Raw genomic sequence first — 14,596 nt, forward strand, 5'->3', positions numbered from 1 at the left:
AGGGCGGTGGCCGTGCGTCAGGCCAGTGTGGCACGCGCATCGGCGGCAGCGATGCGGCTGCCGGCGATGAACAGGGGGTTGATGTCGAGCTCGCGCACGCGGTCGGTGCTGGTCGCCAGGGCGCCCAGGCGAACCATCACGTCGGCAATGGCATCCAGATCGGCCGATGGACGGCCGCGATAGCCCGTCAGCAGCGGCAGGCAGCGCAGATCTCTCAGCATGGTCAGCGCGGCAGCGTGTGAAAGCGGAGCGGGTGCCAGTTGGACGTCCTTCATCAGCTCCACCAGAACGCCACCGGCGCCGACCATGACCAGCGGACCGAAGTCCGGGTCGCGCTGCACGCCCAGGATCAGCTCGGTGTCGGCACGCCACATCTCGGTGATCAGGTAGCCGTCCAAGGCCCCGGCGCCGGCCGCCTGCGCGGCCGCGGCGATGTCGGCGCAAGCCTGGCGCACGGCATCGTCACCGCGCACGCCCAGCTTGACGCCGCCCATGTCGCTCTTGTGGATGATGCGCGGGCTCACCGCCTTGATGACCACCGCATCGCCCAAGGCTCGCGCGGCCTGCACGGCTGCTTCGGCGTCGCCGGCAAACTGCCAGCGCGTGGTGGGGATCCCAGCCGCTTCCAGCAGACGCCTTGCGTCGGGTTCGGTCAGAAAGCCACCGGGCAGGTCGGCCGGTATCGCGACGCCAGGATCGGCGACGGTGGCGGGCTCGGGTTCGCGGCGGTGCGTCAGCACCTGCAGGACCGAAAGCGCGTCGTGCAGGCTGTCGAAATAGCCGTGGCCAGCGTCGCGCAGCATCTGGCGCGCGATTTCGCCGTGGTTGCCGGCACCCTGCACGAACAGCAGGGGCTTGCTGGAGCGGTTGGCCGCTGAGATCGCGGCTTGCACGACCATCTCCTGCCCCGGCTGCGTGGTCAGCAGCAGAATGCCCGAGCCGACCGCCGGATCGTGCATCGCGCGGTCCAGGGCGATGCCGATCGAGCCGCCGGCGACCTCGGGGTCGGGCGTTGCCGTATGGTTGAGCATGCCGAAGTCGAATGGCAACTGGCGGTGCGATGCAGGCAGCACGGTGGCGACTGCCTCCTGTGTCTGTGCCGACAGTTCCGCCGGACGCAGGCCATGCGCCTCCAACCCGTCGGTCAGCAGTGCTCCGCCACCGCCGGAGCCTGAAAAAATCGCCACGCCATGGCCGGTCACGCGCTTGCCGCGCTGCAGCAGGACGGCGCCCTGCAGCAGGTCGTAGATGGTCTCGAACAGGTACACGCCCCAGCGGCGGCAGGTGGCTTCGAAGGCCGGCCAGGCTCCCGCCAGGCTGGCGGTGTGCGAGGCCGCGGCCTTGGCACCGGCCTCGCTGCGCCCCGACTTGGCGATGCAAACGGGCTTGCCAACGGCCGCGGCCCGTGCCAGCAAGGTCGTGAAACGCGGAGCGTCCACGACGCCTTCCATGTACAGGCTGATGACCTCGGTCTTGGGGTCGTCGATCAGGTATTCGAAGAAATCGTTGAGGCCCAGGTCGGCCTGGTTGCCCACCGACACCATGGACGAGAAACCGGCGCCGATGTCGACGCCGCGCGAGATCATGGCGCCCATCAGCGCGCCGCTTTGACTGGCCATGCCGATGCCGCCCGCGGGCAGTTTGTCCACGGTGCCCATCACCACGCCGGTGGTTGCGCACAGGTTGTGGTGGGCGTTCATCAGGCCCATGCAGTTGGGGCCGATCAGCCGCACGCCGCCCGCGCGGGCAAGGGCCACCAGCTCCGCCTCGTCCGCTCGGCCCTTCTCGCCCGTCTCGGCGAAGCCTGCCGTGATGCACAGGGCGCAGCCCACGCCCTTGGCCACGCAGTCCTCGATGGCCGCGCGCACGTGATCGCGCGGCACCAGAAGAATGGCCAGATCGACCGGGCCCGGGCAGTCGCGCAGCGACGCGTACGCAGGCAGGCCCATCAGTTCCGTGGCGCGTGCGTTGATGGGATAGAGCGGTCCGTCGTGCCGGTGGCGCAGCATGTAGCGCAGCAGGCGCCCCCCCCACTTCTGCTCGTCGCCCGAGGCTCCGACGATGGCCACCGACTTGGGGTGCAGGATTTCGCGAACGGTTTGCAAGGGCCTGACGCCCGAGGCTGACTTCATGTTCTCGGTCATCGCGCGTTCCTCAATTGCCGCGAATGCCGATGGCCGGCAGCAGTTCGGCATAGAGCTTGCGGTCTGCCTCGAGGTTGCTGCGGAATGCGTCCGGGGTTTGCCATGCGGCCACCGAGTTGGCGCGCGCCAGGGTTTTCTTGACGTCCTCCATTTCCATGATCTGGTGCACGGCGGTGGTCAGCTTGGCCATGATGGCGGCTGGAGTCCCCTTGGGTGCGAGAACCCCCCATCCCGAGCCACGGGTCGAGGTGATTTCAAACCCGGCTTCGCGCAAGGTCGGGACTTCGGGAAGTTCGGGGTGGCGCTTGTGGTACATCACCGCCAGGGGTTGCACCCGGTCGGCCTTGACCATGGGGGTGACGGCGCCGTCGATGATGAAGTCGATCTCGCCCGCCACCAGCGCGTTGACGGCGGCGGCGGAGCCACGGAACGGTACGTGCAGCACCTGAATGCCCGTGTCGCGGGCGAGGGTCAGGCCGTAGATGTGCCCGGCCGATGCCTCGCCTGCCGAGCCAAACGACAGCTTGCCCGGGTTTTGCTTGGCGTAGTCGACGAACTCCTTGACGGTCTTGATCGGCAGGGTCTTGCGCACGGCCATGACGCCGATGTAGTCGGCCACGCCCCCCGCGATCTCGAAACTGTCGATGCTGTACGTCAGCTTGCGCAGGTTGGGCAAGGCGGTGAAGCTGGTTGCAGCCGCCAGCAGCAGCGTATTGCCATCGGGGTTGGCGTTCGCGACCAGTTCCGTGCCGATCTGGGTGGTGCCGCCGGGCTTGTTTTCGACGAAGATGTTGGCCTTCAAAAGCGCGCCGATCTTGTCCGCCATCAAGCGGCCCAGAATGTCCGACGAGCCGCCAGGTGGAAACGGAACGACCATGCGAATGGGCGACGACGGCCAGTTTCCTTGTGCCTGGGCGCGTCCGCTCCACAGAAGTTGGGGGGCGGCAAACAAGAGCGGCAATGCCAGCCTGAGGCGGTCGGGTTGTTTCATGGGAGTCTCCTTGGGGTCGAATGAAAAGGGGGCGGTGTTGGCACAAAAGGATGCGAGGTCCAGAGCTTTGGCGCTTCCGAGGCGCCCGTCCATGCGCCCGGTCAAGTTTCCGGCGCGCTCGTGACTGCGCTCAGGGGCTGCCGGATGCGCGTTGCTCCAGAACGGGGAGTTGATACGGCGTCGGTCCAGCGGGGTCGGGGCATGCTTCAACCTGCACCAGGCAAGTCTGGGCGATGCAGCCTTGCGAAAGACGGGATGCCCCGATGTCGGGCGTGAGCGTGTTGGGGTTGCCGTGCTTTTCGACGTTGCTGGCTCCCGTGGCCAGCCAGTTCGTGGGGTCGAACCATGCGCCGGTGGACAGCCGTGCCACGCCGGGACACAGGGCATCCGATATGCGCAGGCCGGCCAGGCAGGCGCCACGGTCGTTGAACACGCGGACGGTGTCTCCGGCCTTCAGCCCGCGCGCTTGGGCATCCGTGCGCGAAAGCGTCAGCGGCTCGCGCCCGTTGATCTTGTTGGCCTGGCTGTACGCCGCGTGGTCCAGTTGGCTGTGCAGCTTGGTGTGGGGCTGGTCGCTGATCAGGTGCAAGGGATGGCGCTGGGTCTTGGGACTGCCCAGCCACTCGATCGGTTCCATCCAGCAAGCGTGGCCGGGGCAGTCGTCGTAGCCGAACCCCGCGATGCGCTCGCTGAACAGCTCGATGCGCCCGCTGGGCGTGGCCAGAGGGTGGCGGTCGGGGTCGGCGCGAAAGCGTTCGAACAGGACGAGCTCGGCTTCGGGCTGGGCCAGATCGATCAGGCCCTTGGCCCAGAATGCATCGAAGGGCGGCAGCTCGACGCCAGCCTCGGCGGCACGCGGGCGCGATTGCTCGTAAAGCAGGCGCAGCCACGCCTGCGCGTCATGGCCTTCGGTAAAGACGTCGCTGGCTCCCAGCCGCTCGGCAAGCTCGCTGAAGATTCGATAGTCGTCGCGGGCCTCGCCGACCGGGTCGATCAGTTTTTTCATCGCCACCATGTAGCGCTCTCGCGTGGCGTAGCCGATGTCCTCGCGCTCCAGCGCGGTGGTGGCGGGCAGCACGATGTCGGCCAGCTTGGCCGTCGGGGTCCAGTATTGTTCGTGGACCACCACGGTTTCGGGTTTGGACTGCCAGGCCGCGTGCAGGCGGTTGAGGTCCTGGTGATGGTGAAAGGGGTTGCCACCTGCCCAGTAGACGAGGCGGATGTCGGGATAGTGGTGGCGCTGGCCGTTGTAGTCGAACGCCGCGCCCGGCTGCTCCAGCATGTCGGTGATGCGCGCCACCGGAATGAAGGCCTCGACCGGATTGCGGCCCTGCGGCAGGGTGGGGCCCGAGAACCTGGCGTTGTCGTTGCCGATCATGTTGGAGGTGCCGTAGCCGACCCCGAAGCCGCCGCCCGGCAACCCGATCTGGCCGAGCGTCGACGCCACGGTGATCAGCGCCCAGTAGGGCTGCTCGCCGTGGTGCGCGCGCTGCAACGACCAAGCGATGTTGATCATGGTGCGCGCGGCGGCCATCTCGCGCGCCAGCTGCACGATGCGGGTGGCTGGTATGCCCGTGATGGCGGCGGCCCAGTCGGCTGTCTTGGCTTGGCCGTCGGACTCGCCGCGCAGGTAGGCCGCAACGCGCTCGAAGCCGACGCAGTGGCTGGCCAGAAAGGCACGGTCGTGCAGGCCTTCGGCCAGCAGCGTATGCGCCACGGCCAGCAGCAGGGCGGTGTCGGTGCCGGGCCGGATCGGGATCCAGTCCACCGGGCCGCCGGTGTCGATGTCGTCGCGCACCGGACTGATGTTGATGAAGCGCACCCCCGCCACGGCCATGCGCCGCAGGCCGGTGGGCACGGCGTGTTCGGTCGCGCCGCCGGAGCTGATCTGGGCGTTCTTGGCCGGCACGCCCCCGAGGCTGACGAACAGTTGGGTGTGCCGGGCCATCACCCGCCAGCTGGTGTGCGAGGTGAACAGTTGATCCATCGGCGCGACGATGTGCGGCATCAGCACCCGCGCGGCGCCCAGGCTGTACGTGTCGGCATGGCGCACGTAGCCGCCGATGCTGTTGAGAAAGCGGTGCACCTGGCTTTGCGCGTGGTGGAAACGGCCTGCGCTGGACCAGCCATAGGAGCCGCCGAAAATGGCGCCATTGCCGTGCTGCTCGCGCACGCGTGCCAGTTCGCCAGCCACCAGGTCGAGGGCCTGGTCCCACTCCACCTCGACAAAAGGATCCTGTCCGCGCAGGTGGCGTGCCGCCTGCGGCAGGTCACCGCGCCGTGCCTGCAGCCAGCTGCGACGGATGGCCGGCCGGCGCACCCGCAGTGGTCCGCGTGCCGCATCGAGCATGGACAGGCCGATGGGGGAGGGTGAAGGGTCGCGCGCGAATGGGCGCAGGCCAAGGGTGTCGCCCGTGCCGGTGGCCTCGTAGATGCCCCAATGCGACGCCGTGAGCGTGGCCGCTGGCGTGGCCAGTTGGTCCGGGTGCACGCCGCTCACGGGATCACCCTCCGCGCTGCGCGCTGCCGGGTGCGCGCTTGGGAGCGGCCCGGCGCACTCATGAACGGCGCTCCATCGTTGACCGGCTGCCGGGATGGCCTTGGGTTGAAGTGGCTGTGCAACATCTTTGACGACCGAGTTGAACGAACGGACACCGCATCCTATATTTTTCTGCCGAATGAGACTATCATTCCACGATTGGAAATTTTAAGAACACACGAGATGAACAACACGTTGATCAAGGGCTTGCGTCTCCTGGAGGTTCTGGCGGCGCGCACCCAGGCGCTTGGGGTGAGCGAACTCGCGCAGGAGCTGGAGATGGGCGCCAGCAACGTGCACCGCCTGCTGCAGGCGCTGGTGGAGACGGGCTACGTCGTGAATGAAGGTGGACGTGGGGGATACCGCGCCACCTTGAAGGTGTGGGAGCTCGGTGCGCACGCCCTGCACAAGCTTGATTTCCGGGAGACAGCCGCACCGGCCATGCGCATGCTGCTCGCCCAGACCAATGAAACGGTGCATTTGTCGGTGCTCAGTGGCGAGGAGGTGATTTATGTCGACAAGCTCGACAGCCCGGAGCCCATCCGCGCCTACAGCGTCATCGGTGGACGCGCGCCGGCCTATTGCGTGGCCACGGGCAAGGCCCTGCTGGCCTGGCGTGAACAGCCCTCGACCAGCCTGATGACCGTGCGGCCCCTGCAGGTGTTCACGCCATCGACGCTGCCAGACACCTCGGTGCTGGCGCTTGAACTGGAGCGGGTGCGGCAGCAGGGCTACGCGGTCAATCGCGGCGAGTGGCGCGCCAGCGTCTGGGGTATTGCCGCGCCGGTCTTCGACGGCAGCCGCCGCGTGGTGGCCGCCATCGGCATCTCGGGACCGGCCGCGCGCATCCGTGCGCGAGGCATCAAGGTTCTGGGCGAACTCGTGATGCAGGCCGCCGATCAGGCCTCGGTGCTGCCTGCAGCTTCCGCCTGAGCTGGAAAGCGTCATCGGCGCGGTCGCCCGACCTCGGTGGCGTGCTGATCACGCAGTCCGAAGGTCAGCGACCCGTATACGTTGGAGCGCGCTTTTCCCGGAACGCAGCCATGCCCTCCTGGGTGTCGGCGCTCTCGCGCACCACGTTGAGCTGGCGCATCGTCTCGGACATGGCTTCGGACGGGCTCTTGGGCAGCACGTGCTGATTGACGAACCGCTTGAGCGTGGCCAGCACCAGGGGGGCCGAAGCGGCCAGCGTCTGGGCCTGCTGCATGGCCACTTCGACCTGTTTGCCGGTGGCCACGACATCGCTCACCAGGCCGATGCCGTGGGCACGCCGTGCATCCATGGGGCGGCCCAGCAGCATCAGGTCCATCGCGGCCTTGTGCGGAATGCGTGCGGCCAGGCCCGCGATCATGCCGCCGGTGAAGCCCAGGCGTGCTTCGGGGTAGGAAAAGCGCGTGTTCTCGGCCGCGACGATCAGATCGCACATCATGGTCAGCACCATGGCGCCGCCCACCACCCATCCAGCGGTGGCGGCGATGATGGGTTTGTCGGTCGTGAAACCCGAGCCTGGGATGCAGCGCCACAGCTCGGGCAGGTTGCTGACGTCGGCGCCGGACGAGAACGCATCGTTGCCCGATCCGGTGATGACGGCGACGCGCTGATCGGAGGCGTCGAATTCGGCGAAGCCGGCTTGCAGCTCCAGCGCCGTGTCCTTGCAGATGGCGTTTTTGCGATCGGGCCGATGGATGGTGAACAGCGTGACCTTGCCGTGCTGCTCGATGGTGATCTGGGACATGCTTGGCTCCTGCAAACGTGATGAAAAATAGGGCCTCTTGCTCAGACGGTGCCGATGCGGGCCCGGGCATCGACCGCCACAACCCCTTGGCCCTGCAGGCGGACCTTGAGCGGGTTGACCTCGATCTCGAAGTCGGGCTCGGTCGCACGGCTCAGATCATGGGCCAGCCACCCCAGGCGGACGATGGCATCGACCACGGCGTCCGCGTCCAGTGCCCCTCGACCGCGGTAGGCACGCAGCACAGGCGCGATCTTGAGACCTTCAAGCGCGCGGCGGGCACTGGCGGCATCGATGGGCGCGGGCAGCACGGCGATGTCCTTGAGCAACTCAACCAGCACGCCACCGGCGCCGACCAGCACCTGGGGACCAAACTGCGGGTCACGGCGTGCGCCAACGATGAGCTCCAGCTCGCCATCTTCCTGCCTTTGCAGCGAGTAGCCGGCGATCCGCGCGCCAGGTGCCGCCTGCGTCACGCTGGCCTGCATCAAGGCCAGTTGCTGGCGCAGGGCGTCGGTGCCGGTGATCCCCAGCGCGACGCCGCCCACATCGGATTTGTGCGCGATGTCGGGCGAGACGATCTTGAGCACCACCGGAAAGCCCAGCTCGCTGGCGGCATCGACGGCTTCGTCGGCCGTGTGCACGAGGCGTTCTTGATTGACCGGAATGCCGGCTTCGCCCAGCAAGGCCTTGGCGGCGGCTTCGCCCAGCGTGCCGCATGCATGCGGCGCCGTCGGTGCCATGTTTGCCGGACGGATTGCAAGGGCCGGCTCCTGGTATTCGGACCAGGCTTTCCATCCGTGCAGCACGGCCATCGCCTCGGCCAGGGTGTCGACGTAGGGCAAGCCTCGTTCGACCAGCCACTGGCGTGCCGGCGCCGCCACGCGACCTGGCAGCATCACGTACAAGGTCGGCTTGCCGCCCGCGGCGGGGCGCTCGGCCCCCTCGGCCATTTGCCTGGTGAGCCCGGGCACGTCGGGCGCTGTGGTCAAGACCATCAGGCCCAGATCGGTACCCGGGTCGGCCAAGGCAAGTTCGGCCGTCACGGTGCCGATCTCGCGGGTCGCGTCGGGCTTGCGGCCGCCGATGTCGATGGGATTGGCGCCCTGACCTGCGGAGTAGTGCTGGGCCAGGGCATCCAGGGTGGTGTGTGCAAAGCGTGTCAAGCCGATGCCGGTGCGCGCGAGCTGGTCCGCCGTGATCGCGCCACCGCCACCCGAGGTGGTGAACACGGCGACGTTGCGCACCCGGCGGTTGGGGTGGCGCACCATGGCGCGCGCCAGGCTGAGCATGTTGAGCGGGTCGTCCATCAGAACGACGTTCTCTCGTTCGCAGATGGCCTTGAGCGCGGCGAAGTCACCCGCCAGGCTGGCCGTGTGCGAGTAGGCGGCGCGGCGGCCGTCTTCGGTCGCGCCAGCCTTGACCATCAGCCAGGGCTTGCCGGCGGCGCGCGCTCGGCGCGCCAGATCGACCAGGCGTCCCGGTGTCTTGATGCCCTCGACGTAACTGCAGATGACCTGCGTGCGCTCGTCATCGATCAGGAATTCGACGAAATCGTTGAGCTCCAGGTCGGCCTGATTGCCAACGGAGACGCAGTGCGAAAAGCCAATCCCCATGCCGTGGGAGCGGTCGAACAGGGTTCCCATCAGCGCGCCGCTCTGGCTGACGAAACCGATCGGCGCCTCGATCAATCGGGGCACGTTGACGGCGGGCGATGAGCACAACACCAGCTTGTTGGCGGGACTGATCAGCCCCAGGCAGTTCGGCCCGATGAGGCGCATGCCGCGCTCGGCCGCGACGGCGACCACTTCGCGCTCCAGCGCCAGGCCCTCGGGGCCGGCATCGGAGAACTTGGAGGTGATGATGATGCCGGCCCGCGCGCCGCGGGCCGCGCAGGCGGCGATCTCGTCTTTGACCTTGTCGCGCGGCAGGGCCATCACCACCATGTCCGGCGCTTTGGGCGTGACGCTGACGCTGGGGTAGGTCTTGATGCCGAACAGGCTGTCGCGCCCGGGGTTGATCGGATAGACCACGCCGCCGTATTGGTGCTGCAACAGAGTCTTGTACAGACGACCGCCGAATTTCGTCTGGTCTTCGGAGGCACCGATCACGGCCACCGAACGCGGGTTGAGCAGGGTCTTGACCGGCAGGCTGGCAATGCTTGGCGTCACGGTACTGGGAAGCTGGAAGGATGGGGCATCAACGCTTGTGCTGCGCAGCGCGATAGGCCGCGATGCGCTCGCGCAGGCCTGGACGGGCGGCCGAGCGCACCAGGCGGGCGAGATCTTCGGCATCGCCTGCAGATCCACGCCGATCGCCCCCCGCGATGGCGGCGTGGATGGCGCGCTGCGTGACCGGATCGAGCCGGCCGACGCGCGTGCGCAGGTGCTCGCATTCGCCATCGAGGGCTTGCGCGTCGATGCGGCGTGTGGCCAGGCCGCTGGCGCAAGCCTGTTCGGCGTCGATCGGCCGGCCCGACTCGATCCAGTCGGCCGCGCGGTGGGGCCCCACCAGGCGCGCGAGGCGGGCGGTGCCCAGCACCAGCCCGAAGCCGGCGCCCGGAAAGGCGAAGCTGGCCTCGCCCACGATCCAGCGTTCGTCGCAGGCGGCGAACAGGTCGGCGCCCGCGCCCATGGTGCGGCCGTGGGCCAACGCCAGCGTGGTGAATGGGGCGCCGTGCACGCCCTGCAGCATCAACTCGACGCGGGTGAAGCGCGCCAGCAGGCTGTCGTCGGTTTCCTGATCAAGTCTGGACAGATCGAAGCCGGTGCAGAAATGCCGGCCGGCGCCGGAGAGCACCAGCAAGCGAAGGGAATCGTCCTGGGCGGCCGTTGCCACCGCCTCGGCCAGGGCATCCACCAGCGCCGCCGACAGTGCGTTGCCTTTGTCCGGCCGGTTCAACTGCAGGTGCAGCACCGGACCGTCGCGCCGGCTCAGCAGCTCGAGTTCGGTGTCGCTCATGCAGCAGGCCTGGCCCACAGGTTGGGCGACAGCGCGTTGGAGTAGCCCGAGACGAAATCCTTCACCGCGCCGGTCTCGGGCACGAACACATGCCGCGCGATGCGGCCGATGTTGCCGCCGTAGAGGTGGATGCTGATGGACACCTCGTCGGCCAGCGCGTTGCGCACCACGTGGATGTCGCCGCGCGTGGGCGAGACGATGTCCAGCTCGCCCGGCAGCAGCGTGGCCTCGGCGCCGTCCAGCGCCAGTTGGCCATCCGCGCCGCGCACGTAGCGCTGCGCGCACTCGCGGCCGCGCAGCATGCCGATGATGCCCCACACGGTGTGGTCGTGCACCGGCGTCTTCTGGCCCGGCCCCCAGACGAAGCTGACCAGCGAGAAGCGGTCCAGCGGATCGCCGTAAAGCAGGTGCTGCTGGTAGTACTGCGGGTGCGAAGCGGCCATGGCGGCGGGCAGCCAGTCGTCGTGCGCGACCAGATCCTTCATCAGCGGCGTGGCACCGTCGATCAGGTGGTCCTCGTCACCCGGATGGGCCTGGGCCAGCCGCGTCATCGCGGCGACGAAGGTGAGCAGGCGGCTTTCGGATGTCATGCCTGCACCTCCCGGGCGGCCTGCTCGGCCCGGATCTCGGCCGTGTGCTGGCCCAACTCGGGCGGCGGCCGGCGAATGGGCGAGCCCTGGCCATTCAGGCGCACCGGCGAGGCGAAGGTACGTGTCTGCCGGCCGTTGGGCAGCGTGAGCGGCTGCACCCAGCCCATGTGGGCGGTCTGCGGGTCGGTCAGCGCGGCGGCGTAGTCGTTGATGCGCGCGTGCGGCACGCCGGCCGCGTTGAAGGCGTCGATCCAGTGGGCCACGGGTTGCAGGATGAAGACGGCCTCCAGCAGGACCTTGAGCGCGCCCTGGTTCTGCGCGCGGTCGGTGGGCGTGAGAAAGCGTGGATCCGTGGCCAGGTCCGGCAGGCCCACCACGTCCAGCACGCTGAGCCACAGCTTGTGGTTGCCGGCGGCAATGGCGAAGTAGCCGTCCTGCGCATGGTAGGCCTGATAGGGCGCGTTGCGCGGATGCGCCGAACCCAGCTTGACGGGGCTCTCGCCCTTGCCGAAATATTCGCTGGTCTGCAGCGCGGCGATGCCCAGCGTGCAGCCGAACATCGGGATGTCGATGTGCGCGCCACGCCCGCCGGCGCGCACCTGCACCAGCATGGCGGCAATCGAAAACGCCGCGTACAGGCCCGACGCAAAGTCCACCAGCGGCACGCCGCACTTGACCGGCGCACCGTCGGGCTCGCCCGTCACGCTCATCACGCCGGAGGCGGCCTGGATGGTCAGGTCGAACCCGCCTTCGCCCGCGCGCGGGCCGGTTTGCCCGTAGGCCGAGATCGAGCAGTACAGCAACTGGGGCTTCTCGGCCGACATGGCGGCCCAGCCCAGGCCCAATCGGTCCATCACGCCGGGGCGGTTGTTTTCGACCACCACGTCCGACTCGAGGATGAGCTGGCGCGCCAGCGCGGCGTCCACGGGGTCTTTCAGGTTGAGCACCACCGAGCGCTTGTTGCGGTTGAGCGAGGCGAAGTTTTCGCTGTAGCCTTCGTTCAGCGGTGGCCACTGGCGCAGGCCATCGCCCGCGGGTGGCTCGATCTTGACCACCTCGGCACCCATGTCGGACAGCAGCATGGTGGAAAACGGACCCGATGCGGTGGAGCAGAACTCGACGACGCGCACGCCGGCCAAGGGTTGGGGAGGGCTTTGGGAGGCGGACATGGCGGAGTTTGAGGGCAGAGTTGCGTGATCGTATGAAATTCTCAAATAGAAAACAAATATTCTGAATTTCAGAAAATAAATGAAGGTATACGCCGCAGCCGCTCGGGCCGGTGTTGCACGATCGTGCACGGTGCCGTGGACGATGGCTGCGTCGATGCATCGCCGCCATCCAACAAGGGCGCCATGAAACCCACCGCGGGCCGGAAGCGAAGGTGGGGTGGCCGCGCCGGGGCTGGTTTCACACCCATCCGGGTGTGAAACGGGCGAATTTCAGCTGGCACGGAGCCGGCGCGCGGGCGCCGCGTGCGTGCGCCAGAACAGCCAGCCGGCAATGCTCAGGTTCAGCAGGTTCCAGCCGATGCCGTTCAGGAAGGCCGCGTGGTAGCTGCCCGTGAGGTCGAAGATCCAGCCGCTCATCCAGCCGCCCAGGGCCATGCCCAGCATGGTGGCCATGATGACGGCGCCCACGCGCATGCCGACTTCGCGCGGGGCGAAGTGCTCGCGCACGATGATGGCGTAGGCCGGCACGATGCCGCCCTGGAAGAGGCCGAACAGCGCCGACACCGCGTACAGCGAAGCCAGGCCGCCAGCGGGCAGGAACAGCAGCAGCGCGAGGCCCTGCAGCACCGAGCCCAGCAGCAGCGTGCGCACGCCGCCGATGTGGTCGCAGATCCAGCCCGACACCAGGCGGCTGGCGATGCCGCTGGCCAGCATCAGCGACAGCATTTCGGCGCCGCGCGCCGGGCCGTAGCCCAGGTCGGTGCAATAGGCCACGATGTGCACCTGGGGCATGGCCATGGCCACGCAGCAGGCCACGCCGGCCACGCACAGCAGCCATTGGGCGTGCGCGGGCGACAGGCCGAACGGGCGCTCGCCTGCCGCCACGGCGTGCCCGGTGGCGCCGGGCGTGGCCGGCTGCACGGCCGGCGGGCGCTGGCGCATGCGCAGCGACAGCAGCGCCATGCCGACGCCGCAGATCAGGCCCAGCGCCAGGTAGGTGGGGCGCCAGCCGTGGTGCTCGATGCCCCATTGCGCCAGGGGCGGCCACAGCGCCCCGGCAATGTAGTTGCCGCTGGCGCAAATGGCCACCGCGATGCCGCGCCGCTTGTGCCACCACAGCGTGGTGTCGGCCATCAGCGGCGCGAAGGTGGCCGAGCCGCCCAGAAAACCCAGCAGGGCATGCGCCAGCCCGAAGGACCAGACGTTGCCCGCGGTGGCGGCCCACAGGTAGCCCGCCAGCACGGCCACCGCACCCACCCCCAGCACGCGGGTGATGCCGTGCCGGTCGGCCAGGCGGCCGGTGAAGATGCCGCCCAGGCCCAGCCCGACCATCATCAGCGTGTAGGGCAGCGAGGCCGCGCCGCGGCTGACGCCGAACTCGGTCTGCACCGCCGGCAGCACCACCGACACCACGTACATGCCGCTGTTGCCCAGGGTGACCAGGCCCAGCACGGTCAGCAGGCGCCAGGCGGCGGTGGGCGAGTCGATCAGGCTCGGGTCGGCGGGTGCGGGGCGGGGCATGCGCAAAAGCGTAGCACGCGCCCTGGGGCGCGGCGTGTCACGGGCGCGGCAACGGCGCCGGCATGGCGGCGGGCGTGCGCGTGGCCAGCCACAGTCCGGCCGCGATGCAGGCCAGCGCGGCCCAGCCCCAGCCGTCGACGCGCTCGCCCAGCAGCGCCCAACCGAGCAGCGCCGCCGTCACCGGGTTGAGCGCCAGGAACACGGTCACCCGCGTCGGGCTCTCGTGCTTGAGTGCGTACAGCCACAGCAGGTAGCCCACACCGCTCGACACGCCGATGAACCCCACCGGCCCCCATGCGGCCGCAGGCAGATGGGCCACGCGGGCGGGCCAGTGCTCGGCCAGCGCCGCCACGGCCAGGAACAGCACCGACGCGCCCATGGCCAGCACCGACACCGGCAGCGTCGGGTAGCGCTGCAGGTACGGCCGATAGGCCACGCTGCACACCGCCCCCAGCAGTGCCGCGCCCAGCACGGCGGCCTCGGCGCTCCAGGCGTGTGCGGCGGCGCCGGCCTCCTGCATCAGCCGAGGCGCCAGCGACAGCCCCACGCCGGCGATCGACAGCGCCACGCCCAGCGCGGTGCCGGGCCGAAAGCGCTCGCGCCCCACCGCCACCGCCAGCAGCATGGTCAGCAGCGGGAACAGGCTGAACAGCAACGCGGCGCGCGCCGCGCTCATGTGCAGCAGGCCGTGGTTGAGCAGCGCGATCAGCACGCCGAACTGCCCGATGCCCAGCGCCGCCATGGCCGCCAAATCACGCGCGGGCGGCCAGGACACGCCGCGCGAGCGCGCGGCCCGCCATGCCGGCGCCAGCGCGGGCAGCAGGCACAGCACGCCGATGGCGTAGCGCAGCAGCGCCAGCGTCATGGGCGGCACGTCCAGCACCACGTAGCGCGACGCCACGATGGCCGCGCCCACCTGCACGCCGGTGGCCGCGGCCGCCAGCAGCGC

Annotated in this window: 11 protein-coding genes; 1 reads left to right on the forward strand and 10 read right to left on the reverse strand. The window is 68.9% G+C overall.

What is annotated here, in order from left to right; translation table 11 throughout:
* Positions 1-17: 17 nt before the first annotated feature.
* The 3 genes from H6927_10625 to H6927_10635 all read right to left on the reverse strand — a co-directional run bounded on the left by H6927_10625 (position 18) and on the right by H6927_10635 (position 5,611).
* On the reverse strand, positions 18-2,144 hold the full coding sequence (locus H6927_10625) for an acetate--CoA ligase family protein (protein ID MCP5218551.1): 2,127 nt from the start codon (positions 2,142-2,144) through the stop codon (positions 18-20).
* A gap of 10 nt (positions 2,145-2,154) precedes the next feature.
* Complete coding sequence (locus H6927_10630) at positions 2,155-3,135, reverse strand: tripartite tricarboxylate transporter substrate binding protein (GenBank protein ID MCP5218552.1); 981 nt, start codon at positions 3,133-3,135, stop codon at positions 2,155-2,157.
* Between the two features lie 130 nt (positions 3,136-3,265).
* Entirely contained in the window at positions 3,266-5,611 is a 2,346-nt protein-coding gene (locus tag H6927_10635; protein ID MCP5218553.1) for a molybdopterin-dependent oxidoreductase, read from the reverse strand.
* 246 nt (positions 5,612-5,857) lie between these two features.
* On the opposite strand from H6927_10635, the gene H6927_10640 reads away from it, so the two are divergent.
* Positions 5,858-6,607 carry an IclR family transcriptional regulator gene (locus H6927_10640; protein ID MCP5218554.1) on the forward strand — a complete coding sequence of 250 codons (750 nt, stop codon included), beginning with the start codon at positions 5,858-5,860 and terminating at the stop codon, positions 6,605-6,607.
* 64 nt (positions 6,608-6,671) lie between these two features.
* On the opposite strand, the gene H6927_10645 is transcribed toward H6927_10640, so the two are convergent.
* The 7 genes from H6927_10645 to H6927_10675 form a co-directional block, all read right to left on the reverse strand.
* Positions 6,672-7,409 (reverse strand): enoyl-CoA hydratase/isomerase family protein, encoded by a 738-nt coding sequence (locus tag H6927_10645; protein MCP5218555.1) that lies wholly within the window; start codon positions 7,407-7,409, stop codon positions 6,672-6,674.
* A 41-nt stretch (positions 7,410-7,450) separates the two neighbouring features.
* Positions 7,451-9,700: an acetate--CoA ligase family protein gene (locus H6927_10650; GenBank protein MCP5218556.1), complete on the reverse strand. Its 2,250-nt coding sequence runs from the start codon at positions 9,698-9,700 to the stop codon at positions 7,451-7,453.
* Entirely contained in the window at positions 9,606-10,367 is a 762-nt protein-coding gene (locus H6927_10655; GenBank protein ID MCP5218557.1) for an enoyl-CoA hydratase/isomerase family protein, read from the reverse strand. Before H6927_10655 ends, H6927_10650 begins: the two co-directional genes overlap by 95 nt.
* A complete protein-coding gene (locus tag H6927_10660; protein ID MCP5218558.1) occupies positions 10,364-10,957 on the reverse strand; it encodes a cysteine dioxygenase in 594 nt (197 codons plus the stop codon). The genes H6927_10655 and H6927_10660 overlap by 4 nt, the downstream gene beginning before the upstream one ends.
* Positions 10,954-12,126, reverse strand: coding sequence for a CoA transferase (locus H6927_10665; GenBank protein MCP5218559.1), 1,173 nt, complete (start codon positions 12,124-12,126; stop codon positions 10,954-10,956). The genes H6927_10660 and H6927_10665 overlap by 4 nt, the downstream gene beginning before the upstream one ends.
* Positions 12,127-12,396: 270 nt before the next feature.
* Positions 12,397-13,647, reverse strand: coding sequence for an MFS transporter (locus tag H6927_10670; GenBank protein MCP5218560.1), 1,251 nt, complete (start codon positions 13,645-13,647; stop codon positions 12,397-12,399).
* A 37-nt stretch (positions 13,648-13,684) separates the two neighbouring features.
* The gene (locus tag H6927_10675; GenBank protein ID MCP5218561.1) at positions 13,685-14,590 is read right to left on the reverse strand and encodes a DMT family transporter; all 906 of its coding nucleotides are present in this window, start codon (positions 14,588-14,590) and stop codon (positions 13,685-13,687) included.
* Positions 14,591-14,596 lie beyond the last annotated feature (6 nt).

Source organism: Burkholderiaceae bacterium (assembly GCA_024235995.1).
GTDB lineage: Bacteria > Pseudomonadota > Gammaproteobacteria > Burkholderiales > Burkholderiaceae_C > Ottowia.